This window comes from Actinoplanes sp. NPDC049599, assembly GCF_044465625.1.
GTDB lineage: Bacteria > Actinomycetota > Actinomycetes > Mycobacteriales > Micromonosporaceae > Actinoplanes.
The window spans coordinates 165,637-188,685 of sequence record NZ_JBITLX010000002.1 but is presented as its reverse complement, the minus strand read 5'-3'; the positions used below and the strand labels follow the sequence as shown (position 1 = coordinate 188,685).

At 73.0% G+C, this 23,049-nt stretch carries 18 protein-coding genes; 10 read left to right on the top strand and 8 right to left on the bottom strand.

What is annotated here, in order from left to right:
- Positions 1-52: 52 nt before the first annotated feature.
- A complete protein-coding gene (locus ACIBQZ_RS04075; protein WP_396086963.1) occupies positions 53-421 on the bottom strand; it encodes an FKBP-type peptidyl-prolyl cis-trans isomerase in 369 nt (122 codons plus the stop codon).
- A gap of 128 nt (positions 422-549) precedes the next feature.
- Between ACIBQZ_RS04075 and ACIBQZ_RS04070 the strand changes: the two genes are divergently transcribed.
- From ACIBQZ_RS04070 to ACIBQZ_RS04055, 4 genes are all read left to right on the top strand, one after another.
- Positions 550-1,470: a lytic polysaccharide monooxygenase gene (locus tag ACIBQZ_RS04070; protein ID WP_396086962.1), complete on the top strand. Its 921-nt coding sequence runs from the start codon at positions 550-552 to the stop codon at positions 1,468-1,470.
- A gap of 37 nt (positions 1,471-1,507) precedes the next feature.
- Positions 1,508-2,725 carry a glycoside hydrolase family 3 N-terminal domain-containing protein gene (locus ACIBQZ_RS04065; protein WP_396086961.1) on the top strand — a complete coding sequence of 406 codons (1,218 nt, stop codon included), beginning with the start codon at positions 1,508-1,510 and terminating at the stop codon, positions 2,723-2,725.
- Positions 2,726-2,769: 44 nt separating this feature from the next.
- Positions 2,770-3,039 (top strand): hypothetical protein, encoded by a 270-nt coding sequence (locus ACIBQZ_RS04060; RefSeq protein WP_396086960.1) that lies wholly within the window; start codon positions 2,770-2,772, stop codon positions 3,037-3,039.
- Between the two features lie 155 nt (positions 3,040-3,194).
- Positions 3,195-4,202, top strand: coding sequence for an aldo/keto reductase (locus ACIBQZ_RS04055; RefSeq protein WP_396086959.1), 1,008 nt, complete (start codon positions 3,195-3,197; stop codon positions 4,200-4,202).
- Here ACIBQZ_RS04055 and ACIBQZ_RS04050 read toward each other — a convergent pair.
- A complete protein-coding gene (locus tag ACIBQZ_RS04050; RefSeq protein WP_396086958.1) occupies positions 4,199-6,217 on the bottom strand; it encodes a protein kinase in 2,019 nt (672 codons plus the stop codon). The two genes, ACIBQZ_RS04055 and ACIBQZ_RS04050, sit on opposite strands and share 4 nt — an antisense overlap.
- 366 nt (positions 6,218-6,583) lie before the next feature.
- Between ACIBQZ_RS04050 and ACIBQZ_RS04045 the strand changes: the two genes are divergently transcribed.
- Positions 6,584-7,021 (top strand): CBS domain-containing protein, encoded by a 438-nt coding sequence (locus tag ACIBQZ_RS04045; RefSeq protein WP_396086957.1) that lies wholly within the window; start codon positions 6,584-6,586, stop codon positions 7,019-7,021.
- 1 nt (position 7,022) lies between these two features.
- On the opposite strand, the gene ACIBQZ_RS04040 is transcribed toward ACIBQZ_RS04045, so the two are convergent.
- From ACIBQZ_RS04040 to ACIBQZ_RS04020, 5 genes are read right to left on the bottom strand one after another with little or no spacing between them, the layout of a single operon-like run.
- Positions 7,023-7,649 carry a DUF624 domain-containing protein gene (locus ACIBQZ_RS04040; protein ID WP_396086956.1) on the bottom strand — a complete coding sequence of 209 codons (627 nt, stop codon included), beginning with the start codon at positions 7,647-7,649 and terminating at the stop codon, positions 7,023-7,025.
- A complete protein-coding gene (locus ACIBQZ_RS04035; protein ID WP_396086955.1) occupies positions 7,646-8,476 on the bottom strand; it encodes a carbohydrate ABC transporter permease in 831 nt (276 codons plus the stop codon). The genes ACIBQZ_RS04040 and ACIBQZ_RS04035 overlap by 4 nt, the downstream gene beginning before the upstream one ends.
- The gene (locus tag ACIBQZ_RS04030) at positions 8,476-9,450 is read right to left on the bottom strand and encodes a carbohydrate ABC transporter permease (RefSeq protein ID WP_396086954.1); all 975 of its coding nucleotides are present in this window, start codon (positions 9,448-9,450) and stop codon (positions 8,476-8,478) included. Before ACIBQZ_RS04030 ends, ACIBQZ_RS04035 begins: the two co-directional genes overlap by 1 nt.
- Before the next feature lie 17 nt (positions 9,451-9,467).
- Positions 9,468-10,799 carry an ABC transporter substrate-binding protein gene (locus ACIBQZ_RS04025; RefSeq protein WP_396086953.1) on the bottom strand — a complete coding sequence of 444 codons (1,332 nt, stop codon included), beginning with the start codon at positions 10,797-10,799 and terminating at the stop codon, positions 9,468-9,470.
- Positions 10,800-10,804: 5 nt separating this feature from the next.
- A complete protein-coding gene (locus tag ACIBQZ_RS04020) occupies positions 10,805-11,857 on the bottom strand; it encodes a LacI family DNA-binding transcriptional regulator (protein ID WP_396086952.1) in 1,053 nt (350 codons plus the stop codon).
- A gap of 239 nt (positions 11,858-12,096) precedes the next feature.
- Here ACIBQZ_RS04020 and ACIBQZ_RS04015 point away from each other — a divergent pair, with 239 nt between their 5' ends.
- The 5 genes from ACIBQZ_RS04015 (at position 12,097) to ACIBQZ_RS03995 (ending at position 19,044) form a co-directional block, all read left to right on the top strand.
- Positions 12,097-13,416, top strand: coding sequence for a Gfo/Idh/MocA family protein (locus ACIBQZ_RS04015; RefSeq protein ID WP_396086951.1), 1,320 nt, complete (start codon positions 12,097-12,099; stop codon positions 13,414-13,416).
- A gap of 22 nt (positions 13,417-13,438) precedes the next feature.
- A complete protein-coding gene (gene uxaC / locus ACIBQZ_RS04010; protein WP_396086950.1) occupies positions 13,439-14,842 on the top strand; it encodes a glucuronate isomerase in 1,404 nt (467 codons plus the stop codon).
- Complete coding sequence (locus ACIBQZ_RS04005; RefSeq protein ID WP_396086949.1) at positions 14,839-16,140, top strand: enolase C-terminal domain-like protein; 1,302 nt, start codon at positions 14,839-14,841, stop codon at positions 16,138-16,140. Before uxaC ends, ACIBQZ_RS04005 begins: the two co-directional genes overlap by 4 nt.
- A complete protein-coding gene (locus ACIBQZ_RS04000; RefSeq protein ID WP_396086948.1) occupies positions 16,131-17,621 on the top strand; it encodes a mannitol dehydrogenase family protein in 1,491 nt (496 codons plus the stop codon). The genes ACIBQZ_RS04005 and ACIBQZ_RS04000 overlap by 10 nt, the downstream gene beginning before the upstream one ends.
- Positions 17,622-17,877: 256 nt before the next feature.
- Positions 17,878-19,044 (top strand): Gfo/Idh/MocA family protein, encoded by a 1,167-nt coding sequence (locus tag ACIBQZ_RS03995; protein ID WP_396086947.1) that lies wholly within the window; start codon positions 17,878-17,880, stop codon positions 19,042-19,044.
- Between the two features lie 1,619 nt (positions 19,045-20,663).
- On the opposite strand, the gene ACIBQZ_RS03990 is transcribed toward ACIBQZ_RS03995, so the two are convergent.
- Positions 20,664-22,994, bottom strand: coding sequence for a tetratricopeptide repeat protein (locus ACIBQZ_RS03990; RefSeq protein WP_396086946.1), 2,331 nt, complete (start codon positions 22,992-22,994; stop codon positions 20,664-20,666).
- Positions 22,995-23,049 lie beyond the last annotated feature (55 nt).

The following is a 23,049-nucleotide window of genomic DNA, read 5'->3' as shown; positions in this document are numbered from 1 at the left end:
GGGCCGGGACAGGCGACGCCCGTCCCGGCCCGCGCCGCCTGCCGGCCCTGGCTTACTGAACGCCGAGCAGATCCACCACGAAGATGAGGGTCTCGTTCGGCTTGATCACGCCACCGGCCCCGCGGGCGCCGTAGCCGAGGTGCGGGGGGATGGTCAGCTTGCGGCGGCCGCCGACGCGCATGCCGACCACCCCCTGGTCCCATCCACCGATGACCTGACCGGCGCCCAGGCCGAAGTCGAACGCCTCGCCGCGGTTGTACGACGCGTCGAACTCCTTGCCCGAGGAGAACGCGACCCCCACGTAGTGGACGGTGACCTGGTGACCCGGCTTGGCCTCGTCGCCGTCGCCGACGACCAGGTCCTCCGAGACCAGCTCGGCCGGCGGCTCACCCGTGATGGGGCCGACGTCGGGCTTCTCCATGTGAACTCCTCCAGTTGTGTGACTCCCTGGCCATGCAACCACAGCGTGAGGTTTTTCCGGGCAGCGCCACCCTCGGTAGTGAACGACTGGGGCCTGATCTCCGTACTCTTCCCGGAGGAGGCCCACTCATGATCGTCGTTCGCCGCACCGCTGCCCTCGTCGTGGTCGCCGTCGCGACCCTGTTCCCGGCAGCGCCGGCGCTCGCGCACGGCGCGCCGATCCAGCCGATCAGCCGCACCGCGGCCTGCGCCACCGGCGGACAGCAGGCGGACGCGGCGGCGTGTCAGGCGGCCCGCGCGGCGAACGGGCGGCCGTTCGGCACCTTCGACAACCTGCGGCTGCCCAACGTGAACGGCCGGGACCAGGAGTTCGTCCCGGACGGCAGCCTGTGCAGCGGCGACCTGCCGGAGTTCCAGGGCCTGGACCTGGCCCGCACCGACTGGCCGACGACCAAGCTCGACGCGGGCAGCACGCTGACCATCCGCTACCGCGGCACGATCCCGCACCAGGGCACCTTCCGGGTCTACCTGACCAAGCAGGGCTACGACCCGAAGCAGCCGCTGGGCTGGGCCGACCTGGGCAGCAAGCCGATTCTGACGGTGCAGGACCCGCCGCTGCGGGCCGGCGCCTACCGGATGAGCGCCAAGCTGCCCAAGGACCGCACCGGGCGGCACGTGCTCTACACGGTCTGGCAGACCTCGAGCACCCCGGACACCTACTACTCCTGCTCGGACCTCCAGCTCAAGGCGCCGCCCGCGGCGCCCGCCTCGACCGGGCCGGCCAAGGCCGCCGCGGCGCCGAAGCCGAAGGCCTCCCGCTCGGCCGAGCCCGGGGTGGTCGCCTCGCCGCAGGAGGCCGCCGGGCCGGCCGCCGCGGGCGGGCCGCGGGAGAGCGAGGAGACCTGGCTGCGCCCGGCCGCGGCGCAGTCCGACGACACCCAGGACCGGGTGGCGCTGGGTCACCAGATCATCATCGCGGCGCTGATCGTGATCGCCGGCGTGCTGTCCGCCGTCGGCTTCCAGCGGTTCCGCGCGAGCCGCCGGCCGTAGCACTGCCCGCTACCGCGCGTTCGATAGCGTGGCGGCGATGACGAGCAGAGTGCGGTGGCTGAGTGCCGGGATTGTCCTGCTGATCGTGCTCGCGGGCGTGGTGATCCGGCAGGCCGTCGCCGGCCCGGCGGCGCCCCGCGCGCTGCCGTCCGTCCCGGCGCTGCCGAGCGCCTCCACCGGCGCGCCCGCCGCCTCGCCGAGCGTCCCGGCGCCGTCCGCGAGCCCCGGGAGCTGCGCCGACACGATCCTGGCGGGACTGTCGGCGCGCGAGCGGGCCGGTCAGGCGCTGATGGTGGGCACCTCGGTGGCCGGCCCGCGCGACCTCGGCCCGGTGGTCGCCCGCCACCGTCTCGGCGGGGTGTTCCTGGCCGGGCGCAGCACGCGTTCCGCCGCCGGCCTGCGCGCGGACATCGCCGCCCTGCAGGGCCGGGCCGCCACGCCGCTGCTGGTCGCGCTCGACCAGGAGGGCGGCAGTGTGCAGACCCTCAAGGGCCGCGACTTCCCGCTGATCCCGTCGGCCAAGCGGCTGGGCGCCGGCCCGCGGGCCAAGCTGCGCGACACCGTACGCGACAGCGCCCAGCGCCTCGCCGGGATCGGCGTGACCGTCAACCTCGCGCCGGTCGCCGACACGGTCCCGGCGAAGCTGGGCGAGGGCAACCCGCCGATCGGTGGCTTCCACCGGCAGTACGGCTCCGACCCGGACCGGGTCGCCGAGGACATCACCACCGTGGTCGCGGCCTCGCAGGGCGCGGACGTGCTGACCATCGTCAAGCACTTCCCGGGGCTGGGCCGGGTCAGCGCCAACACCGACACGGCCGTCCGGGTCGTCGACAACACGACCACCGCGGACGACCCGTACCTGAAGCCGTTCGTGGCCGGGATCAACGCCGGGTCGGCCGGGGTGATGATCTCGTCCGCGACGTACCCGAAACTCGACGGGTCGGCCATCGCCGCGTACTCCAAGCCGATCGTCACCGGCCTGCTGCGCGACCGGCTCGGCTTCACCGGGCTGGTGATGTCCGACGACCTGGGCGCGGCCGACGCGGCCTCGTCGCTGCCGGCCGGCGAGCGGGCCGTGCGGTTCGTGGCGGCGGGCGGCGACCTGGCGCTGACCATCCGGCCGCAGGACGCGGCCCCGATGGCGGCCTCGCTGACCGCCGCCGCCCGCAAGTCGCCGGCGTTCGCCGCCCGGCTGACCGACGCGGCCCGGCACGTGCTGCGGGCCAAGGAGCGCGCCGGCCTGCTGAAGTGCTGACCGCGCCCGTATCCTGACCGCGTCCGCACGTCAGGAGGCCCGCAGTGACGCGTCCGTGGTGGCAGTGGTTCCTCGGCTGGCTCGGGTTCGCGGCGCTGCTCGCCACGCTGGTCTTCTATGCGGCCAGCGGCCTGCTCGCGCCGGCCTGGGCCGTGGTCCTGCTGCTGGTCGTCTGGCTCGCCCTGGTGCTGGTCGCGGCCGGGCTGCTGCGCCGGCGGCAGCCGCTGTGGGTGCTGCTGACCCCGGTCGCCGCGTGGCTGATCTGGTTCGCGGCGCTGACCGCCGGGGAGACCTGGCTGGGCTGGACGGGCTGAGCGTCAGCCGGCGGCGCGCAGCCGGGGTGATCTCGGCACGGGCGCGCTGCTGGTCGACGCCGAGCGCGGCCAGGGCGCGGGTGGCGGGGCGTCATCACTCCACTGTGCACGTCGGTGTTGACCTGGAGCGCGCTCCAGGTCCTAGCGTCGTCGGCATGGAAACGATCGAACTGGGCACCACCGGGCAGCGGGTCAGCCGGCTCGCGCTCGGCGCCATGCAGATGGGCAACGCCACGAACGAGCCCGACTCGGTGCACATCCTGGACCGCTACCTCTCAGCCGGCGGGAACTTCATCGACACCGCCGACTGCTACGAGTGGTGGGCGGCCCGGGGCAGCCGGGGCGGGGAGAGCGAGGAGCTGCTGGGCCGCTGGCTGCGCCACGGCGGGCGGCGCGACCAGGTGTTCCTGGCGACCAAGGGCAGCGGGCTGCCGGAGTACTCGCCGGAGCTGTGGGCGGCCGACGGCACGCCGAACTGGGACCTGGCCCGGCGCACCTTCGCGGGCGCCGGCGGCGACACGCTGCGGCACGCGCTGGACGGCAGCCTGCGGCGGCTCGGCACCGACCACGTCGACCTGTACTACGTGCACGTCGACGACCCGGGCACCCCGCTGGAGGAGACCCTGGAGGCGCTGGCCGGCCTGGTCCAGGCCGGGAAGATCCGGTACCTGGGCTGGTCGAACGTGCGGACCTGGCGGCTGGAGCGGATCCGCGGGCTGTGCGACCGGTACGGCTGGCCGGCCCCGGTCGCCCTGCAGCAGCAGCACTCGTACCTGCGCCCACGGGCCGGCAACGACTGGGCGTCGATCACCGGCGCCGAGCAGCTCGACTACCTGGCCGCGCACGAGGACCTGACGCTGGTGGCGTACTCGCCGATCCTCAAGGGGATCTACGACGACCCGGCGAAGCGGACCGGGCACTGGGCGATGCAGGCGTACGCCGGCCCGGACGCCGACGCCCGGCTCGCGGTGCTGGCCGAGGTGGCCGCCGAGGTCGGGGTCACGCCGAACCAGCTGGTGCTGGCCTGGTTGATGCGGCAGCCGCCGCGGACGGTGCCGCTGGTCGGGCCGCGTACCCCGGAGCAGTTCGAGGCCGTGCTGCCGGCCCTGGACGTCAAGCTCGACGAGGACCAGCTGCACCGGCTGAACGAGGCGGGAGCCTAACCCGGCTTCGGCCGGAAGCTGTCGAAGATCAGTTGCAGGTCGTCGCGGTCGGCCTTCCAGCGGGCGTCGCTGGTCTCCCACCAGATGCCGTAGGCCTGCTTCTTCGAGGTGATGAAACCGCGGTTGTTCACGTGCCGGCGGTTGCTGCCGTCGAAGGTGAACTCCCAGTCGGCGGCCTTCCGCCAGTACTTCACCGAGTCGATCTTGATCTCGTCATAGTCGGGGAAGTCGCCGGCGGCGACCCGGTACCTGGCCTTGCCGCGCCAGTCCGCCTCCGGGTCCGGCTGGGGCTGGTCGGTCTGGTCGATGCCGAGCACGTGGCCCTTGCCGTCGCGGAAGTAGACCATCGTGCCCCGCTTGGACTTGGTCCAGCCCTTCGGCACGTAGACCCGGAAGCCGGTGGGGTCGCGGTAGTCGCGCCAGCCGGCGGGCAGGGCCGGCCGGGCCACGGGGGTGCCGGCCTGCCCGGTCGCCGGGCTGGTCGCGGCGGTCCCGCCCGGCGCGGATCCCGACGGTACGGCGCCCGGCTGCGCGGCGCCCGGCGAGACGGGCGTCCCACCCGGGGCCGTGCCGGTCGTCGGCGCCGCCGCGGACCGGGTGGGCACGGCGGCGGGGGTGTTCCGGGGCGGGCCGTCGCCGTCGCGCTGGGTGTACCAGGCGGTGCCGGCGCCTGCCAGGACCACGGCGGCGACACCCGCGGCCAGCACGGACCGGCGCCGCCGGGACCGGGATGCGGGGTCGGCGACGGCTGACCCGGGCACGATGCCGGGTGCCGTGCCGACCGCTTTGCCGGGCGTTCTGCCGGGCGCGGCGCTGGGCGCGGTGCCGGCCGCTTTGTCGGACGCGGTGCCGGGCGCGGTGCCGGGCGCGGTGCCGGGCGCTGTGCCGACCGCTTTGTCGGGCGGGGCGGCGACCGCTTTGTCGGGCGGGGCGGCGACCGCTTTGTCGGGCGGGGCGGTGGGTGCCGGGCCGGTCGCTGGGCCGGGTGCGGCCGCGGCGTTCCCGGGTTTCCGCTGGCGGGGGATGGCCGGTGCGGCGGCCGTTTTCCGGCTCGGCCGGTTGTGCCAGGTCCACCGGGTTCCCGCCGGCGGCTCGGCGTCGTCCGGCCGGTCCTGCTCGTCCGTCCGGCGCGGTTCCGCCGGCGGCTCCCCGTCGGCCGGCCGGCTCTGCCAGGGCCAGCGCCGCCCGGCCGGGCGGCCGCCGGAGACCGCCTCCTCCAGCAGGCGCCGCGTCTCGGCGAGGTCGATCCGGGCCGCCGGGTCCTTGCGCAGCAGCCCGTTGAGCACCGGCGTCAGCACCCCGGCCCGCCGGGCGGTGCCCGGCTCGTCGGCGGCGACCGCGGTCAGCGTCTCGATCACCGACGCCCGCTCGTACGGCGAGTGCCCCTCCACCGCGGTGAACAGCGTCGCGCCCAGTGACCACAGGTCGGAGGCGGGCAGCGTGGTGCCGTCCCGGACCCGTTCCGGCGACATGTACTGCGGCGAGCCCATCACCATGTCGGCGCTGGTCACGATGCCGTCGCCCTCGATGCTGGCGATGCCGAAGTCGGTGAGCACCACCCGGCCGTCCTCGCCGAGCAGCACGTTGCCGGGCTTGACGTCGCGGTGCCGCACGCCCGCCCGGTGCGCCGCGTCCAGGGCGCCCAGCACGGCCAGGCCGATCTCGGCGACCCGGCGGGGCTCCAGCGGGCCCTCCGCGGCGATGACGTCCTGCAGGGTGCGGGAGCGCACGTACTCCATGACGATCCAGGTCGCGCCGTCCGCCGCGACCACGTCGTACACCTGGGCCGCGTTCGGGTGGCTGATCCGGGCGGCCGCCCGGGCCTCGCGCAGGGTGCGTTCCTGCACCGCGTCGCGGTCGGCGGCGATCATCTCGGCCGGCAGCACGATCTCCTTGATCGCGACGTCCCGGTCGAGGACCTCGTCACGGGCCAGGAAGACCCGGCCCATCCCGCCCCGGCCGAGCGTCTCGCCCAGCCGGTAGCGGCTGGCGACGACGACCGGGCCCACTGTCATGAAGCTCGCTGTACCCGATGACGGCGCCGGTCACTCCTGCTGCCCGCGAGGGAGTCGGCCGATCGCCGCGGCGCGCTGCCGCAGGTACTCCGCCGAGCTGGGGTAATCGCTGGGCCGGCGCAGCGGTGGGTCGAGCACCTCACCGTCCACCGGGCCCGCCCGCCACCGGACAACACCGCAGCTCCGGCAGGGTGATCGACACCCCGTGCACGCGGATCTCCAGGATCCCTGCCCCGGCTGGGCCGCCGTGGTCGGCAGCGACGACCATCGGACCTTTCGCCGCCGTAAATCAGACAGGCCGGAGTCCACCGGAAGTGGGCCCGATGACCTCTAGGGTGGTAGGTACCAGGCCTTGGGAGGAAACACATGCGGATCAGTGACGTTCTTCGTGTCAAGGGCGGGCGAGTGGTGACGGTGTCCCCGGAGACGCGCGTCGATGCCCTGCTGAAGGTGCTGGCCGAGAACCGGATCGGCGCCATCGTGGTCTCCGCCGACGGCTCCCGGGTGGACGGGATCGTCAGCGAGCGCGACATCGTGCGGGCGCTGGCCGTGCGCGGCGCCGCCGTGCTGGCCGAGCCGGTCACCGCCATCCACACCGCGGACGTGCACACGGTCGAGCCGGAGGCTCCCCTGGAGGACGTGGAGCGGCTGATGACCGAGCGGCGGTTCCGGCACGTGCCGGTCGTCGTGAACGGCGAACTGCGCGGCATCGTCAGCATCGGCGACGTGGTCAAGGAGCGGATCGGCGAGCTGGAGACCGAGCGCTCCTCGCTCGCCGGCTACATCACCGGCGAGCGCTTCTAGGTCACCGTCGGGCGCCGGCGGCCGGGCCGGGCCGCCCGGGGACGGCCGTGGTGCCCCCGGGCCGGTCCGGCGTGAGCCGCCGGGTCACCACGTGCAGCGCGAAGAGCGCGTAGCCGGCCAGCACCGGCACCAGCGCGGGGTGCACGAGCGCGGCGAGCAGCGCGGTCAGCAGCACCACGCCGGCCGCCGCCGTGGCCGCGCGGCCACGGCCGGGCACGGTGGCCAGCGCGGCGCGCCAGCCGTGGTCCGGGTCCGCGCCGACCGCCACGACCACCAGCGCCCCGTAGCCGGCGCCGGCCGCAGCGAGCGTCACCGTGAGCACGGCCAGCGGGGCGCCGCCCGGCACCGCGCCGCTGCGGACGGCCAGCAGGTCGACCACCAGCAGCAGCCCGGCCGCAGCGGCGATCAGGCCGGCCAGCAGCCCGGGAACCAGCGCGCGCCGGAACACCGCCCAGCAGGCCCGGGCGGTCGGCCACCGGTCGTGCTCGAGGTGGTGGTGCACCGCGGCGCTGCCGGCGGCGACCGCGGCGCCCGCCGTGACCAGCGGCAGCGCCGCGAGCGTGACCAGGAATCCGAGCAGCGCCAGATCGGTCGCCACCCGGACGGTCTCCCGCCAGTCGCGCCTCATCCCTTGAGCCCGCTGGTGTTGATGCCCTCGACGAGCATCCGCTGGAACGCCACGAAGAACAGGAACACCGGGATCAGCGACAGCAGCGACATGGCGAACATCGGGCCGACCGAGCTCTCGCTGGTCGAGTCGATGAACAGCGTCAGCGCCACCGGCGCGGTGTAGTCCTCCAGCGAGGACAGGAACACCAGCTGCCGGAAGAAGTCGTTCCAGGTCCAGATGAACGAGAAGATCGCCGTGGTCACCAGCGCCGGCCGGCTCAGCGGCAGGATGACGTGCCGGAAGATCGAGTACGGCGACGCGCCGTCGATCTTCGCGGCCTCGTCCAGCTCGCGCGGGATGCCCCGCATGAACTGCACCATGAGGAACACGAAGAACGCCTCGGTGGCCAGGAACTGCGGCACCAGCAGCGGCAGGTACGGCCACTCGCCGCCGACCCAGCCGAGGTTCCGGAACAGGATGTACTGCGGGATGATCAGCACGTGTCCCGGCAGCAGCAGGGTGGCGATCATGATGGAGAACCAGAACTTGCGCAGCCGGAACCGCAGCCGCCCGAAGGCGTACGCGGCCAGCAGGCAGGACACCGTGTTGCCCAGCACGGTCAGCCCGGAGACCATGGCGCTGTTCAGGAAGAACCGGCCGAAGTTGACGTCGAACTTCTGCCAGCCGGAGCCGAAGTTGCCCGGGGTGAAGCTCTCCGGGATCAGGCCGATGTTGCTGGCGATCTCCTCGGGCGACTTGAAGGACGTACCCACCATCCAGATCAGCGGGTAGAGCACGACCGCGAGGATCAGGATCAGGACGAGCAGGCGCAGCCGGCCACGCATCAGTGCTCCTCGGCGTCGGAGTAGTGGACCCAGAACCGGCCGGTGCGGAACAGCACCACCGTGATCAGGCCGATGGCGAGCAGGAACACCCAGGCCATCGCCGAGGCGTAACCCATGTCCAGCTCGACGAAGCCCTTGATGTAGAGGTTCAGCGTGTACATCAGGGTGGAGTCGACCGGCCCGCCGGTGCCGTTGCTCAGCACGAAGGCGGACGTGAAGCCCTGGAAGCCGTTGATCGTCTCCAGCACCAGGTTGAAGAAGATCACCGGGGACAGCATGGGCAGGGTGACGTTGCGGAACTGCCGCCACGGGCCGGCGCCGTCGACCTGCGCGGCCTCGTACAGCTCGGTCGGCACCTGCTTGAGCCCGGCCAGGAAGATCACCATGGGGGCGCCGAACTGCCAGATGGCCAGCAGCATCAGGGTCTCCAGGGCCCACTCCGGGTCGTTGACCCAGGGCGCGCCCTCGATGCCGAACAACCCCAGGAACGAGTTGAAGGCGCCGTCGCGGTTGAACATGCTGACCCAGACGATGGCCAGCGCCACGCTGCCGCCGAGCAGCGACGGCAGGTAGAACAGGCCGCGGAACACGCCGATGCCCCGCATGGCCCGGTTGAGCAGCAGGGCCACGCCGAGCGCGGTGGCCAGCTTGAGCGGCACCGCGACCAGCGCGAACGTCAGGGTGACCCGGACGGCGTGCCAGTACGACGGGTCGGCGGTGAACATCCGCTCGTAGTTGTCCCAGCCCACCCAGTTCGCCTCCGACAGCGGCGTGAGCACGTCGTAGTCGGTGAAGCTGAGGTAGAGCGAGAGCAGCATCGGGATGGCCGTGATCGCGAGCAGCCCGACCAGCCAGGGGGACAGGAACGCGTACCCCGGGAGGTTCTCGGAGTGCTTGCGCCGCCGGTGGCCCGGGCCCTGCCGTGTGGCAGGACCCGGGCGGGCGGGTTCGATCCGGCTCTGGGCCGTTCGCACCGAGGTCACGACAGTCGTCAGCCCTGACCGATCGCGGCCTTGGCGGCGGTGACGAAGGCGGTGCCGCCCTGGGCCGGCGTCTGGCGCCCGTACAGGACCTCCTCGGCGACCCTGGTCAGCTCGCTGCGCACCTTGCTGTGGCCCTTGAGCGGGACGGCCGGCGCGGTGCCGAAGGTCTTGCCCAGCTCGTTCTGGACCGCGATGGTCTGCTTCATGCTGGGGTCGGTGACGGTGTCGGCGACCACCTGGCGCACCTCGAGGTTGGCCGGCAGGCCCCGGTCGGTGCCCAGGATCTTGCCGGCCTCCGGGTCGTTGGCCAGGAAGTTCAGCACGTCGACCGCCTGCTCCTTGTGCGGGCTGCCGCGGAACACCGAGAAGTACATCGAGGCCCGGGCCCACTGCGCCTTCGGGTCACCGGGGTACGCCACGACGCCGAGCTCGTTCTTGGTGTTCTTCTTCATCTCGGGCATCTGGTTGGCCCACACCCAGGAGGTGGCGGCCTTGCCGGTGACCACCAGCTGCTTGCTGATGTCGGTGGCGTTGCCCTCGTGGATCACGTCCGGGGTCGGGGTGGCGCCACGGTCGCGGGCGCCCTTCCAGAGCTCGAACCAGGCGGTGACGTCCTGCTCGGTGAAGCCGAGCTCGTTGCCCTTGTACAGGTCCTTGCCCTGCTGCCGGAGCCAGACCCAGAACGCCTGGTAGACGGCGCTCGCGTCCTGGGTGCCCGGCACCTTGGCGGCCTTGGACACGTTCGCCGCCCAGGCGATGTAGTCCTCCCAGCTCATCCCCGTGGTCGGGGCGGGCAGCTTGAACTTGTCGAGCACGGTCTTGTCGTAGACCAGGCCCTGGGTGTTCTCGCCGGAGGCCACCCCGACGAGCTTGCCGTCGACCGTGCCGTACTCCTTGAGCCCGGGCCCGAACTTCGACACGTCGAGCTTGCCGTCACCCGCGTACGAGGTCAGGTCGAGGGTGACGTTGCGGCCCGCGTACTCGGCGATGTAGTTGTCGTCGATCTGGAACAGGTCGGGCGCGTTGCCGCCGGCGGTCAGGGTGGCCAGCTTGTCGAAGTAGCCCTGGTTGGCCTGCCAGGTCTTCTTGAAGGTCACGTCCGGGTGTTTCTGGGTGTAGAGGTCGAGGGCCTGTTCGGTCAGCTTGGCGCGGCCCTCCGCGCCCCACCAGAAGATGGACAGCTCGACTTTCTTGTCGTCGCCGGCATCGTCGTCGCCACAGGCGGCGGCGCCGAGAGCCAGGGGTATGACCAGGGCCGCGGCGAGGAGCCGTCGACGGGTCGCGGTACCGTGGCGACGCGTGGTTCGCGCGTCCGCCGGCGGGGCTTTGTCGGGGTACATGGTGCTCACTCCTTGGCGTAGGAGGCGACAGCTTCGGGGGCGGCGGCTGCCACGTCGCCCGGGTCCGCATGGCTGTGCGGATCCGGGCCCGGTCCCGTCGAGTCGCGGATGACCAATGCGGTCTGAAGGCTCGCGTGTGCAGTGGTGCGACGGTCGTCGCCATGCGCGAGAAGCATGTCGACGGCCGCTCTTCCCGCGGCGGCGGCAGGTGTGGCCACCGTGGTCAGCTTGGGATGGATGAGGCGGCTCAGCGCGATGTCGTCTATGCCGACGACGCTGATGTCCGCCGGGACCCGCGCGCCCTGGGCGTGCAGGCCCTCGATGAGGCCGATGGCCATGAGGTCGTTGTAGGCGAGCACGGCGCTGACGCCGCTGCGCAGCACCTGCTCGGCCACCGCTACGCCGCCCTGCTCGGTGGGTGGGTTGGGGCCGAAGACGGTCAGATCGGCGCCGCCGGCCCGGGCGGCCAGCGCCGCCGAGCGGCGGATCTCCTTGCTGGTCCAGGAGCCGCGCGGCCCGGCGACCAGGCCGATCCGCCGGTGCCCGAGGCCGGCCAGGTGGTCGATCGCCAGCCCGGCGCCCTGTGCCACGTCCATCACGACCGTGGGCAGGCCGGTGATCTGCCGGTTGACCACCACCAGCGGCACCTCGCGGCTGAGCAGCTCGATCAGGCTGTTGCTCATCCGCGGGCTGCACAGCAGGATGCCGTCGACCTGCTTGGCCAGGGCCCGGACCAGGTCCTCCTCGACCGCGGCATCCTCGTTGGAGTCGGCCACGAAGATGTGGTAGTCGCGTTGCCGGGCCTGGCTCTCGGCGGCCTTGATCAGCGGCGGGAAGAACGGGTTGGCGATGTCGGCCACGATCAGCCCGACGTTGTAGGTGCGGCCGGTGATCAGCGCCCGGGCCGCCCGGTTGGGCCGGTAGCCGAGCTGCTCGGCACAGGCCAGCACCCGGGTACGGGTGTCCGGGTTGACCAGGTGCGGCGCCGAGAACGTCCGGGAGACCGTGGAGATGTGCACTCCGGACTCCCGGGCGACGTCGCGGATCGTGGCTGGCACGCCTGGCCCTTCCTTCGCGGTGATGACCTGTGGTCGGGGTCACTCTGGGGGCCAATTAATGCAAACGGTTGTAGCTGTGTCAACGGCCTTTTGTTGCAGGTTCATGACGGCTGTCCGCATCGCAGGTGCTCCCGACCAGCGCTAAAGACCATAAAAGCGGACGTACCAGCCCTGAATTCTTGACGCGGGCCGATCGACGTGTTTAGTTCTGCTGCAAACGTTTGCAGTGAGGAGACGCGGTGGACGAACGACGGCGCTACGCGTTGGTCGGTGCCGGGGCCCGGGCCGAGATGTTCCTGCGGGCCCTGGCCGTCGAGCACGCCGGCACGGCCGAGCTGGTCGGGCTGGCCGACGTCAACCCGAGCCGGATGGCCGCGCACAACCGCTGGCTGGCCGACCTCGGGGTGCCGCCGGTGCCCACCTACCCGGCCGCGGAGTTCACCACCATGCTGGCCGCGGAACGGGTCGACGAGGTGCTGGTCACCAGCGTTGACCGGACCCACGCCGACTACGTGGTGGCCGCCCTCGAAGCCGGCTGCGACGTCGTCACCGAGAAGCCGATGACGGTCGACGCCGAGGGCTGCCGGCGCATCCTGGACGCGGTCGCGCGCACCGGAAAGCGGGTGCAGGTCGCGTTCAACTACCGGTTCAACCCGCTGCACGAGGCGGTCCGCGAGGTGCTGGCCGCCGGCGAGATCGGCGAGATCGGCTCGGTGCACTTCGAATGGCTGCTCGACGTCCGGCACGGCGCCGACTACTTCCGGCGCTGGCACCGCGACAAGGCCAACTCCGGCGGCCTGCTGGTGCACAAGTCCGGCCACCACTTCGACCTGGTCAACTGGTGGCTCGGCGCGGCACCGGCCGAGGTGTACGCGCAGGGCCGGCTGTTCTTCTACGGCGAGCCCGGCCGGCGCCACGGCTACGCCCGGGACTACACCCGCGCGCACGGCGACCCGGCGGCCGAGGGCGACCCGTTCGCCCTGCGCCTGCGGGACAACCCGCGGCTGCGCGAGCTCTACCTGGACGCCGAGGCCGACGACGGGTACCGGCGTGACCTCAACGTGTTCGCGCCCGGCGTCAGCATCGAGGACGACATGGCGGTGCTGGTCCGCTACGACACCGGCGCCACGATGACGTACCACCTGACCGCGTACGCGCCCTGGGAGGGCTACCGGCTGATGGTCAACGGCAGCCGGGGCCGGCTGGAGCTGGAGGTGGTCGAGAGCGACCACGTCAGCCCGGCGGGCGCCAGCGAGGTCAAGGGCGCCGCGATCCACGGCGTGACCGAGGCCGAGGAGCGGGGCCGGTCGACGCTGACCGTACGCCCGTTCTGGGCCCCGCCCCGGCAGGTGCCGCTGCCCGCCGGCTACTCGCGGACCGGCCACGGCGGCGCCGACACCCGGATGCTCGACGTGCTGCTCGGCGCCGCCAAGGATCCCCTGGAGCGTTCCGCCACCGCCCGCGACGGCGCGCTCGCCCTGCTCACCGGCCTCGCCGCCAACCGGTCGATGGAGACCGGCGCCCCGGTGCGCGTGGCCGACCTGCTCGACCTCACCTGACCGTCGAATCCCCGAGGTGTCCATGTCCGACCTCATGTTCGCGGCCGAGCCCCGGCAGCGTGACATCGCCCGCGAGCTCTACGCGCTCGTCCGGGACCTGCCGCTGATCTCGCCGCACGGCCACGTCGATCCCGGCCTGCTGGCCGGCGACGAGCCGTTCCCCGACCCGGCGCGGCTGCTCATCGTCCCCGACCATTACATCACCCGGATGCTGCTCAGCCAGGGCATCCCGCTCGCCCGGCTGGGGGTGCCGAGCCGCACCGGCGTCGCCGTCGAGGACAACCCGCGGAAGATCTGGCGGCTGCTCGCGGACAACTGGCACCTGTTCCGCGGCACCCCGTCGCGGCTCTGGCTGGAACGCACGTTCGCCTCGGTCTTCGGCGTCACCACCCGGTTCGGCCCGGCGACCGGCGACGCGGTCTACGACGAGATCGCCGCGCGGCTGGCCGAGCCGGCCTTCCGCCCGCGGGCGCTGTTCGAGCGGTTCGGCATCGAGGTGCTGGCCACCACCGAGTCGCCGCTGGACGAGCTCAGCCGGCACGCCAAGCTCGAGGCCGACGGCTGGGGCGGGCCGGGCGGGCGGGTGATCACCACCTTCCGCCCGGACGACGTGGTGGACATGGAGTTCGAGGGCTGGGCCGAACGGATCGTCCGGCTCGGGGAGCTGACCGGCGAGGACACCACCACGTACCGGGGGTATCTGGCCGCGCTGTGGTCGCGGCGGCAGGCGTTCAAGGCCGCCGGGGCGACGTCGTCGGACCACGGGCACCCGACCGCGCGTACCGTGCAGCTCACCGGCGCCGACGCCGCCCGGCTGTACGAACGCGGTCTGCGCGGCCGGGCGTCGGCCGCCGACGCCGAGGAGTTCCGGGCGCACATGCTGGTGGAGTTCGCCCGCATGTCGATCGAGGACGAGCTGGTCATGCAGCTGCACCCGGGCGCCGTGCGCAACCACAACAAGAGCCTGCACGCCGTGCACGGCCGGGACGTCGGCGGCGACATCCCGCAGCCGGTCAACTTCGTGCAGGCCCTGCAGCCGCTGCTCGACGCCTACGGCAACGACCCCCGGCTGCGGGTGGTGCTGTTCACCCTCGACGAGGACACCTTCACCCGGGAGCTGGCCCCGCTGGCCGGCGGGTACGCCGCGCTCTACCTCGGCGCGCCGTGGTGGTTCCTCGACTCGCCGGACGGGTTGCGCCGGTTCCGTGACGCGGTCACCGAGACCGCCGGCTTCTACAACACCGCCGGGTTCACCGACGACACCCGCGCGTTCTGCTCCATCCCCGTCCGTCATGAGGTCTCCCGGCGGGCCGACGCGGCCTACCTGGCCCGGCTGGTCGCCGAGGAGCGCCTGCCGCTCGACGAGGCCGCCGAGACCATCGCCGACCTCGCCTACCACCTGCCGAAGAAGGTGTTCCGCCTGTGACCAGGATTCTCTCCGTCGACGTGCACGACGTGCGGTTCCCGACCGCCGCGGCCGGCGACGGCTCCGACGCGATCAACCGAGGCGACTACTCGGCCACGTACGTGGAGCTGCGGACCGACGGGCCCCACGTCGGCGCCGGCTTCACCTTCACCAACGGCCGCGGCAACGAGCTCACCTGCGCGGCCGTGCGGGCGCTGAGCCACCACGTGGCCGGACGGACGCTGAGCGAGCTGACCGCCGACCCGGCCGGGTTCGTCCGCAGCCTCACCGCCGACGTGCAGCTGCGCTGGCTGGGCCCGGAGAAGGGCGTCATCCAGATGGCGACCGGCGCGCTGGTCAACGCGGTGTGGGACCTGCGGGCCAAGTCCGCCGGCGCGCCGCTGTGGCAGCTGCTCGCCGAGATGTCCACCGACGAGCTGGTCGCCTGCGTGGACTTCCACCACATCAGCGACGCGATCACCCCGGCCGAGGCGACCGCGATCCTGGACAAGGGCATGGTCGGGATGGCCGACCGGCTCGCCGAGGTGGCCCGCGACGGCTTCCCGTCGTACACCACCTCGGTCGGCTGGCTGGGTTATCCGGACGACAAGGTGCGCGCGCTGGCCCGGCAGGCGTACGCCGAGGGCTGGCGGGCGATGAAGATGAAGGTCGGCGGGCCGCTGGCGGACGACGTCCGGCGGGCCCGGATCATCCGGGCGGAGATCGGCCCGGACGCGCTGCTGATGATGGACGCCAACCAGGTGTGGGACGTCGACGAGGCGATCGCGGCGATGACCCGGCTGGCCGAGTTCGACCCGTACTGGATCGAGGAGCCGACGCACGCCGACGACGTGCTCGGCCACGCCACCATCCGGCGCGCGGTCGACGAGCTGACCGGCGAGCGCTGCCGGGTCGCCACCGGCGAGGTGGCTGCCAACCGGGTGATCTTCAAGCAGCTGCTGCAGGCCGAGGCGATCGGGGTCATGCAGGTCGACGCCTGCCGGGTGGCCGGTGTCAACGAGGTGCTGGCGGAGCTGCTGATGGCGGCCAAGTTCGGCGTGCCGGTCTGCCCGCACTCCGGCGGCGTCGGCCTCTGCGAGCTGGTCCAGCACCTGGCGATCTTCGACTACCTGCGGGTGGGCACCTCGCTGGACGGCCGGATGGTCGAGTACGTCGACCACCTGCACGAGCACTTCGAGGATCCGGTACGCACCCGCGACGGCCGCTACCTGCTGCCGGACCAGCCCGGCTACAGCGCCACCATGCGTCCCGCCTCGATCGCGGAGTTCTCCTTCCCGGACGGCCCGGCATGGCGGTGACCACCACGCCGCTGCTCGGGCTGGACACGCTGGCCCGGCTGCCCGAGCGCAGCCGCCCGCTGGTGCGTCCCGGCGACGTCCCGGCCGGCATCGTGCACCTCGGGCTCGGCGCGTTCTTCCGGGCGCACCAGGCGGTCTACACCGAGGAGGCGATCGCCGCGGCCGGCGGCGACTGGGGCATCGTCGGCGTGGCGCCGCGCTCGGCGCAGATCATCGCCGACCTCGCGGCCCAGGACCGGCTGTTCAGCGTGACCACGATGTCCGGCGCGACCGCCGGCACCCGGGTGGTCGGTGCCCTGGCGGGGGTCCGGCACGCGGCCGCGGACCCCGGCGCGGTGGTCGCCCTGCTGGCCGATCCCGCGGTACGGGTGGTGACGCTGACCGTCACCGAGAAGGGTTACCGGCTGGACCCGTCGACCGGCCGGCTCACCGTCGACGGCGACCTGCGGGCCGACCTGACCACGGCCCGCGCCCCGGTCACCATCCCCGGGCTGCTCCTGCGCGGCCTGCTGGCCCGCTTCCGCGCCGACGGCGGCCCGCTCGCGGTGCTCAGCTGCGACAACCTGCCGTCGAACGGGCGCCGGGTGCGGAGCCTGGTGGAGCAGGCCCGGGCGCTGGTGCCGGGGGACACCACGGCGTTCGGTGAGTGGCTGGGCGCGAGCGTGACGTTCCCCGGGTCCATGGTGGACCGGATCGTGCCCGCGAGCACGCCGGCGACCCTGGACCTGGCGGCCGCCGCGCTCGGTGCGCGGGACCTGGCCGCGGTGCACGGGGAGCCGTACCGGCAGTGGGTCATCGAGGACCGGTTCCCGGGCGGGCGGCCCGCCTGGGACGTCGCCGGCGCGGTGCTGACCGACGACGCCGGCCCCTGGGAACGGCTCAAGCTGCGCACGCTCAACGGGGTGCACTCGGCGATCGCGTACCTGGGCGCGGTGGCCGGCCGCGAGACCATCGCGGCGGCACTGGAGATCCCCGGCATGCGCGCGGCGATGACCCGCTTCGTCGCCGAGGACGTGGCCGGCAGCATGCAGCCGCCGCCCGGCGTCTCGGTCATCGGTTACGGTGCATCGGTGCTCGACCGCTTCGCCGACCCGGCCATCGCGCACCGCACCCTGCAGGTGGCGATGGACGGCACCCAGAAGCTGCCGCAACGGGTCCTGCACACCATCGCGGACCGGCGCGCGGCCGGCGCGTCACCGCGCTGGGGCGCGCTGGTGGTGGCGGCCTGGATGCGGTACGCCCAGGGCGTCGCGGACGACGGCCGGGCGCTGCCACTCGACGACCCGCTGGCCGACCGGATCCACGAACGCCTGGCCACGGCCGGCGCGACACCGGCGTGCGTGGTCGAGGCCCTGCTCGGCCTGGACACGGTATTCCCGCCGGAACTCGCCGCCGACAACACGGTCCGCGAGCTGGTCGTGGAATGGCTGACCGCCCTGGAGAAACACGGCGTCGAGGCGACATTGGCAGGCGCGGCATGACGGCATCCTCTGGTGCCGGGCCGGCGGCATGCGGTGGTGGGGCGTCCTCTGGTGCTGGGCTGGCGGCAGGTGCTCGTGGGGCGTCCTCCGGTGTTGGGCTGGCGGTTAGCGGTGTTGGGGCGTGCTCTGGTGTTGGGCTGGCGGTTAGCGGTGTTGGGGCGTGCTCTGATGTTGGGCTGGCGGTTAGCGCTGGCGGGACGCCCTCCGGTTTCGGGCCGGCGGTCAGCGGTGGTGGGGCGACCTTGAAGGGTGTGGCATGACGGCGACCGTGGGGCTGATCGGCGCGAACGGGCACGGCCGGGCGCACCGCCGCCGGATCGCCGAGCTCGAGGGGACCGGGTCGGTGCTGTTGGTGGCGCTTGCCGACGTACAGCCGATCGAGCCGGACCCGCCGGTGCCGCGCGGCGCGGCAGTCTTCACCGACCACCGCGACCTGCTCGCGACGGCGGAGCCGGATGTGGTGGTGATCTGCACGCCGCCGCACACCCACCTGCCGATCGCCCTGGACGCCCTGGCGGCGGGCTGCGACGTGCTGCTGGAGAAACCCCCGGTGCCGAACCTCGAGGCGCACGCCACCCTGCAAGCGGCGGTGCTCTCCTCGGGCCTGGCCTGCCAGGTCGGCTTCCAGGCGCTGGGCTCGCTGGCGGCACAGACCCTGTTCGACGCGGTCGCCGCGGGCCGCCTCGGCGCGCTCGACAGCGTGGCCACGATCGCATCCTGGCGCCGCGACGACGCCTACTACGCCCGCTCGCCGTGGTCCGGCCGCAAGGTCGTCGACGGTCGCCCGGTGCTCGACGGCGCGCTGGTCAACCCGCTGGCGCACGCGGTGATGCAGAGCCTCGCGGTGGCCGCGGCGGCGGACGCGGGAGAGCCGGTGCTGCTGGAGGCGGAGCGATACCGCACCCGGGACATCGAGGTGGACGACACGGCATTCGCCCGGGTGACGTTCGCGAGCGGCCTGCGCCTGATGGCCGCGGTGACGCTGGCAGGCGAGGACTTCATCGCCGGCTCGGTGATCGTGACCGGCGCCGCAGACCGGGCAACCCTCGAATACCCGACCGACCGGCTGGAACTGCCCGGCCAGACCGGCCCGCCGGGCCGGACCGACCTGCTGGAGAACCTGGTGGCCCACCGCCGGAACCGGTCCGGCGTCGCCCTGGTCGCACCGCTGGAACGCACGGCGGGCTTCACGGCAGTGGTGCAGGCGCTGACCGGGCCGGGCGCGGACCCGCCGACCCCGATCGACGACGCGTTCGTGATGTCGGTGGGGGAGGGCCCGGAGCGGATCCAGGTGATCCCGGGCATCAACGAGGTGCTGCGGGAGGCGGCGGAGACGCTGAAACTGCCATCGGAGTCGGGGGTGCCGTGGGCGGTGCCGGCGTATTCGGTGGCGGTGCCGAGGTCCTTTCCCGGCCGGGGGTGACCTTCGCGCGGCCGTGCGGGTGGACAGGCCTTCGCGACCGTGCCGGCGGCTCGGGCGGAAAGGCCGGATTGATGTCGATGATCCGTCACTTTCTCCGGCTGCCGGGATGCATTTGTCGAGTGGCTGCGGGGAATGATGCTGCTCGGATTTGACGGCCGTTTCGGGGCGGGTGGAATAGGTTGATGTCGGCGGTGGACTGCTTCTTGTCGTGACGGCTTCTGCGGGGCTGCGGTCATTTCGGGGAAATGGTAGCGGTGAGGGATGGGAGTGCGCTCTCGTCGGTGCCTGGGTTGGTCGATGGCTCTCCGGCGCGGGCCGCACCGAGGACGCACAGTTGCTGCCGGTCCTGGCTCGGTCGGCTGGCCGGCGGTGATTGCCGGGCGTGCGTTGGCCGTTGGGCCGGCGGTGGTTGCCGGGCGCGGGTTGGTCGGGTTGTTGGCGGTGGTTTCCGGGCGCGGGTTGGTCGTTGGGCCGGCGGTGGTTGCCGGGCGCGGGTTGGTCGTTGGGTTCGCGGTGGTTGCCGGGCGCGGGTTGGTCGGGTTGTTGGCGGTGATTGCCGGGCGTGCGTTGGTCGGCTGGCTGGCGGTGGTTGCCGGGCGTGCGTTGGCCGTTGGGGCTGGCGGTGACTGCCGGGCGCGGGCTGGTCGGCTGGCTGGCGGTGATTGCCGGGCGGGGTTGGTCGTTGGGCTGGCGGTGGTTGCCGGGTGTGGGCTCTTGGTTGTTGCCGTTGTTGTGCTGGTCGGGCGGCTTGCGGTCGCGTGCACCGGCGACCCCGTGATCGGCTACCGGCTTGGCGGCGGGTGTCGGCCGCTGGTGGCGTGCGCCGACAGATCCCCCTCGGGCGCAGGTTGCCGCTGATGGCGTGCCGACGTGGGCTCGCCGGTCGGGCCTTGCTCCGGCTCGTTCGCGCGGCGCTGCGGGCCCCGAACGATCCGGCGCCGGGTCTGCCGGCCGGAACTCGCGGGACCTCACCCGGCGTAGGCGTTCGGCGTGGCGGCGGGCCAGTCCCCAATCGCGATGGCGCTGATGCACGCGGCGGAATTCGTCACCTTCCGGCGAGTAGTTGCGGGATGCGGTCCGGTCGCGCATAGCCGCCAGTTCCGCCGTGGTGAACAGTTGTAGCTGCCGCATGGGTCCATTATCTCGCGCCCGGCCGACAATTTTCGCGCTCGATCGTGCCAATTACCTGGGCTTCGAGAATGCATTTTGCAGGAATGCTGGGCCGCGCCTGGACTTTCGATCGACGGGGCGGTCGCGGCGGTCCGGCGGTCGAATTCCGATGACGGCAGCTGACTGCGGGGAACACGTCCCCGTGGCGGGACCTGCGGTGGTCACGGGTCCCGGCAACGCGCCGCCCCCGGCGATGCGGCCTGGCTGGTGGTGCTCACGCGGCCTGGCTGATGGTGCTCACGCGGCTTGGCTGGTGGAGAGCCCACGCGGCCTGGCTGATGGTGCTCACGCGGCCTGGCTGGTGGAGAGCCCACGCGGCCCGGCTGGTGGTGCTCACGCGGCCTGGCTGATGGTGCCCACGCGGCTTGGCTGGTGGAGAGCCCACGCGGCCCGGCAGATGGAGCCCCCGCGGCCATCCTCCGGGCCTGGGCGGATCGGGCCGTCGGGCGTTACCGGCTCTCGGGGGACAACCGGGCGATTTCCGCTGCCAGCGAGCGGGCGTCCGGGTGGTCCGCGCCGTGGACGCGGACCAGGTCTGTATGGAGCAGGTGGAGTTCGTCCAGGGCGCGCTTGTCCTCGCCCGCTTCCCGCAGCACGTCCGCCAGGAGCCACCGGGCCAGCAACGTGTCGATGTGGTCGGCGCCCAGGGCCGATGTGGAGTTCGCGCACAGGCTTTCGGCCAGGTCCCGGGCTTCCGGATAGCGGCCGGCGCGGCGGAGCCAGTCCGCGAGGTGGTAGCTGACGTCGAGGGTGCGGGAGCGATCCTCGCCGAAGGTCGCGCGGTGGTCGTCGGCCAGTTGCCGGAGCCGGGTGATCGCGGCCTCCGGGCCGTCCGTCTCGCCGCGCCACAGGGCCAGGCTCAGCCGGGTGTTCAAGGTGTCGCGGTCCCGTGGGCCCAGCACGCGGACGTAGCTTGCCAGCACCTCCTCCATCGCCGCCACCGCGCCGGCCGGGTCGCCGGAGTCGTGTTGCCAGAAGGCGATGCCGTGCCTGGTGGCCAGGGTGTTGACGGCGTCGGGGCCGAGCACCCGGGCGCGGGCCGGCAGCAGGGCCCGCAGCTCGTGCAGCGCCCGCGCCGGGTCGCCGGCCCGGCCGTACGACCAGGCGCGGTTGTTCCGGATCGTCAGGGTGTCGGGGTGGTCGGCGCCCAGCCGGGCGGTCGCGGTCGGCAGGAGGCGCTCCCAGAAGTCGGTCGACGCCGCCGTCAGGCCGTCCCGGGACAGGCTGTTGCCGGCCTGGAAGACCACCTGGTGCAGGCGGCCGGGCCAGAGCGCGTCGCCGGAGTGGTCGAGCAGGGCGAAGGCGTTGGCGCGCAGCACCCGTTCGAACTCGATGCGCTGGTCCTCGTCGGGCCAGCAGGCGAGCAGGGCGTCGGCGGCGGCGAGGGCGGCCTCGGTGGCGTCCCGAGGGGTCATGGACTCGCGGACGGCGCGTTGCAGGACCCGGTTGATCCGGAGCCTCGTGAAGCTGGTGTCGAAGTCGACCAGGCTGAGCCGTTGCAGGCAGTGCAGCGCGTCGCCGGCGTCGCTGTCCGTCGTCGCCCGGCCGCGCCGCCGGGTCAGGTGCCGGTTCGCGGCGGCCGAGGTGAACACCTCGGCGGGGATGCCGCCGGGGTCGAGCTGGGCGGCCAGTTCCAGGATGGGCCGGGCCAGGCCCTGCGGCGACAGCTCGTCGGCCCGTTCCACCGAGATGGCCCAGGTGCGCACCAGCGGCTCGGTGTGGTCGTCCGGCAGCGGCTTGGGCGCCACGTCGACCAGCCGGCTGTGGTGCAGCCGGTCCCGGTAGGCCTGGCAGTCGAGCCCGCGGTCCTTCATGAACGCGGTTGCCTGGGCCATCGCGATCGGCAGGTGACCGAGGTCCGCGGCGACCAGCCGCGCGGCGTCCCGGCCGGCCGACGGGAACCGGATCCGGCGGTGCAGGTAGCGCAGCGCCTCCTCCGGCTCGAACGGGCCCAGGTGCAGGAACTGCCGGTCCTCGCCGTCCAGGGCCGCGTCCTGCCGGTTGGTCGTCACGATGGTGTGGCCCCACTCGGTGGTCGGCGGCCACAGCCCGCGGATCTCGCCGGGATCGGTCAGGTCGTCGAGCACGGTCAGCCAGCGCCGGCCGTTCGGTTCGCCCAGCGACGCCAGCAGCCGGTCGGCGGCGGTCGCGGCATCGGCCTCGCCGCCGACCCGCAGCACCCGGGCGGCCTCGGCGTAGCCGGCGACGATCGTGGCGCGGGTGGACGCCGCGATCCAGATCAGCGCGTCGAGTTCGTGGGCGTCCCACACGGACCGGGCGATCCCCGCCGCCAGCTGCGTCTTCCCGACGCCGTCCAGACCGGAGATCACCACGGTGGCGTGGGCGGCGAGGAAGGTGCGGGCCGTCTGGGCCGCGCTCCGGTGCTGGTACGCGCCGGCCTTGCGCGGCAGCCGCCCGGCGATGCGCGGCCACTCCGGGTTGCCCTGCCCGAGCCGCGCGATCTGGCGCTCCATCTCGTCGAAGTCCTCGTGCCACTCGTCGAGATCAAGATCGCCTTCGCGGTCCCGGAGGAGGTAGCAGGCGCGCAGGAACGTCTCGCCGAAATCCCACCGCACCGCTGTCCTGCCGGTGATCCGGTCGGCGATGGACGTCGGGGGGTAGGTGTGGCCCAGCCGCGTGGTCAGCTTCGTGAGCCGGCGGAGGGAAGCCCCGGACCGGGTCTTCTCCTCGTGCAGGCGCTTCGCGAAGGCGTGCTTGATCCGGTCGGCGGGGTCCGGGCCGTCTTGATCACTACGCGAGTGCTCGGGGTAATCACTCATGTACCGAATGTAGGCGACGGCGGATGGGTGCTGTCGAGACGGCAAGTCCGCGAAA

Coding starts and splice junctions, on each gene's coding strand:
- ACIBQZ_RS03995 (WP_396086947.1), top strand. CDS start 17,878: ATGACGGCGACCGTGGGGCTGATCGGCGCGAACGGGCACGGCCGGGCG.
- ACIBQZ_RS04055 (WP_396086959.1), top strand. CDS start 3,195: ATGGAAACGATCGAACTGGGCACCACCGGGCAGCGGGTCAGCCGGCTC.
- ACIBQZ_RS04070 (WP_396086962.1), top strand. CDS start 550: ATGATCGTCGTTCGCCGCACCGCTGCCCTCGTCGTGGTCGCCGTCGCG.
- ACIBQZ_RS04035 (WP_396086955.1), bottom strand. CDS start 8,476: ATGCGTGGCCGGCTGCGCCTGCTCGTCCTGATCCTGATCCTCGCGGTC.
- ACIBQZ_RS03990 (WP_396086946.1), bottom strand. CDS start 22,994: ATGAGTGATTACCCCGAGCACTCGCGTAGTGATCAAGACGGCCCGGAC.
- ACIBQZ_RS04065 (WP_396086961.1), top strand. CDS start 1,508: ATGACGAGCAGAGTGCGGTGGCTGAGTGCCGGGATTGTCCTGCTGATC.
- ACIBQZ_RS04025 (WP_396086953.1), bottom strand. CDS start 10,799: ATGTACCCCGACAAAGCCCCGCCGGCGGACGCGCGAACCACGCGTCGC.
- ACIBQZ_RS04075 (WP_396086963.1), bottom strand. CDS start 421: ATGGAGAAGCCCGACGTCGGCCCCATCACGGGTGAGCCGCCGGCCGAG.
- ACIBQZ_RS04045 (WP_396086957.1), top strand. CDS start 6,584: ATGCGGATCAGTGACGTTCTTCGTGTCAAGGGCGGGCGAGTGGTGACG.
- uxaC (WP_396086950.1), top strand. CDS start 13,439: ATGTCCGACCTCATGTTCGCGGCCGAGCCCCGGCAGCGTGACATCGCC.
- ACIBQZ_RS04050 (WP_396086958.1), bottom strand. CDS start 6,217: ATGACAGTGGGCCCGGTCGTCGTCGCCAGCCGCTACCGGCTGGGCGAG.
- ACIBQZ_RS04040 (WP_396086956.1), bottom strand. CDS start 7,649: ATGAGGCGCGACTGGCGGGAGACCGTCCGGGTGGCGACCGATCTGGCG.
- ACIBQZ_RS04000 (WP_396086948.1), top strand. CDS start 16,131: ATGGCGGTGACCACCACGCCGCTGCTCGGGCTGGACACGCTGGCCCGG.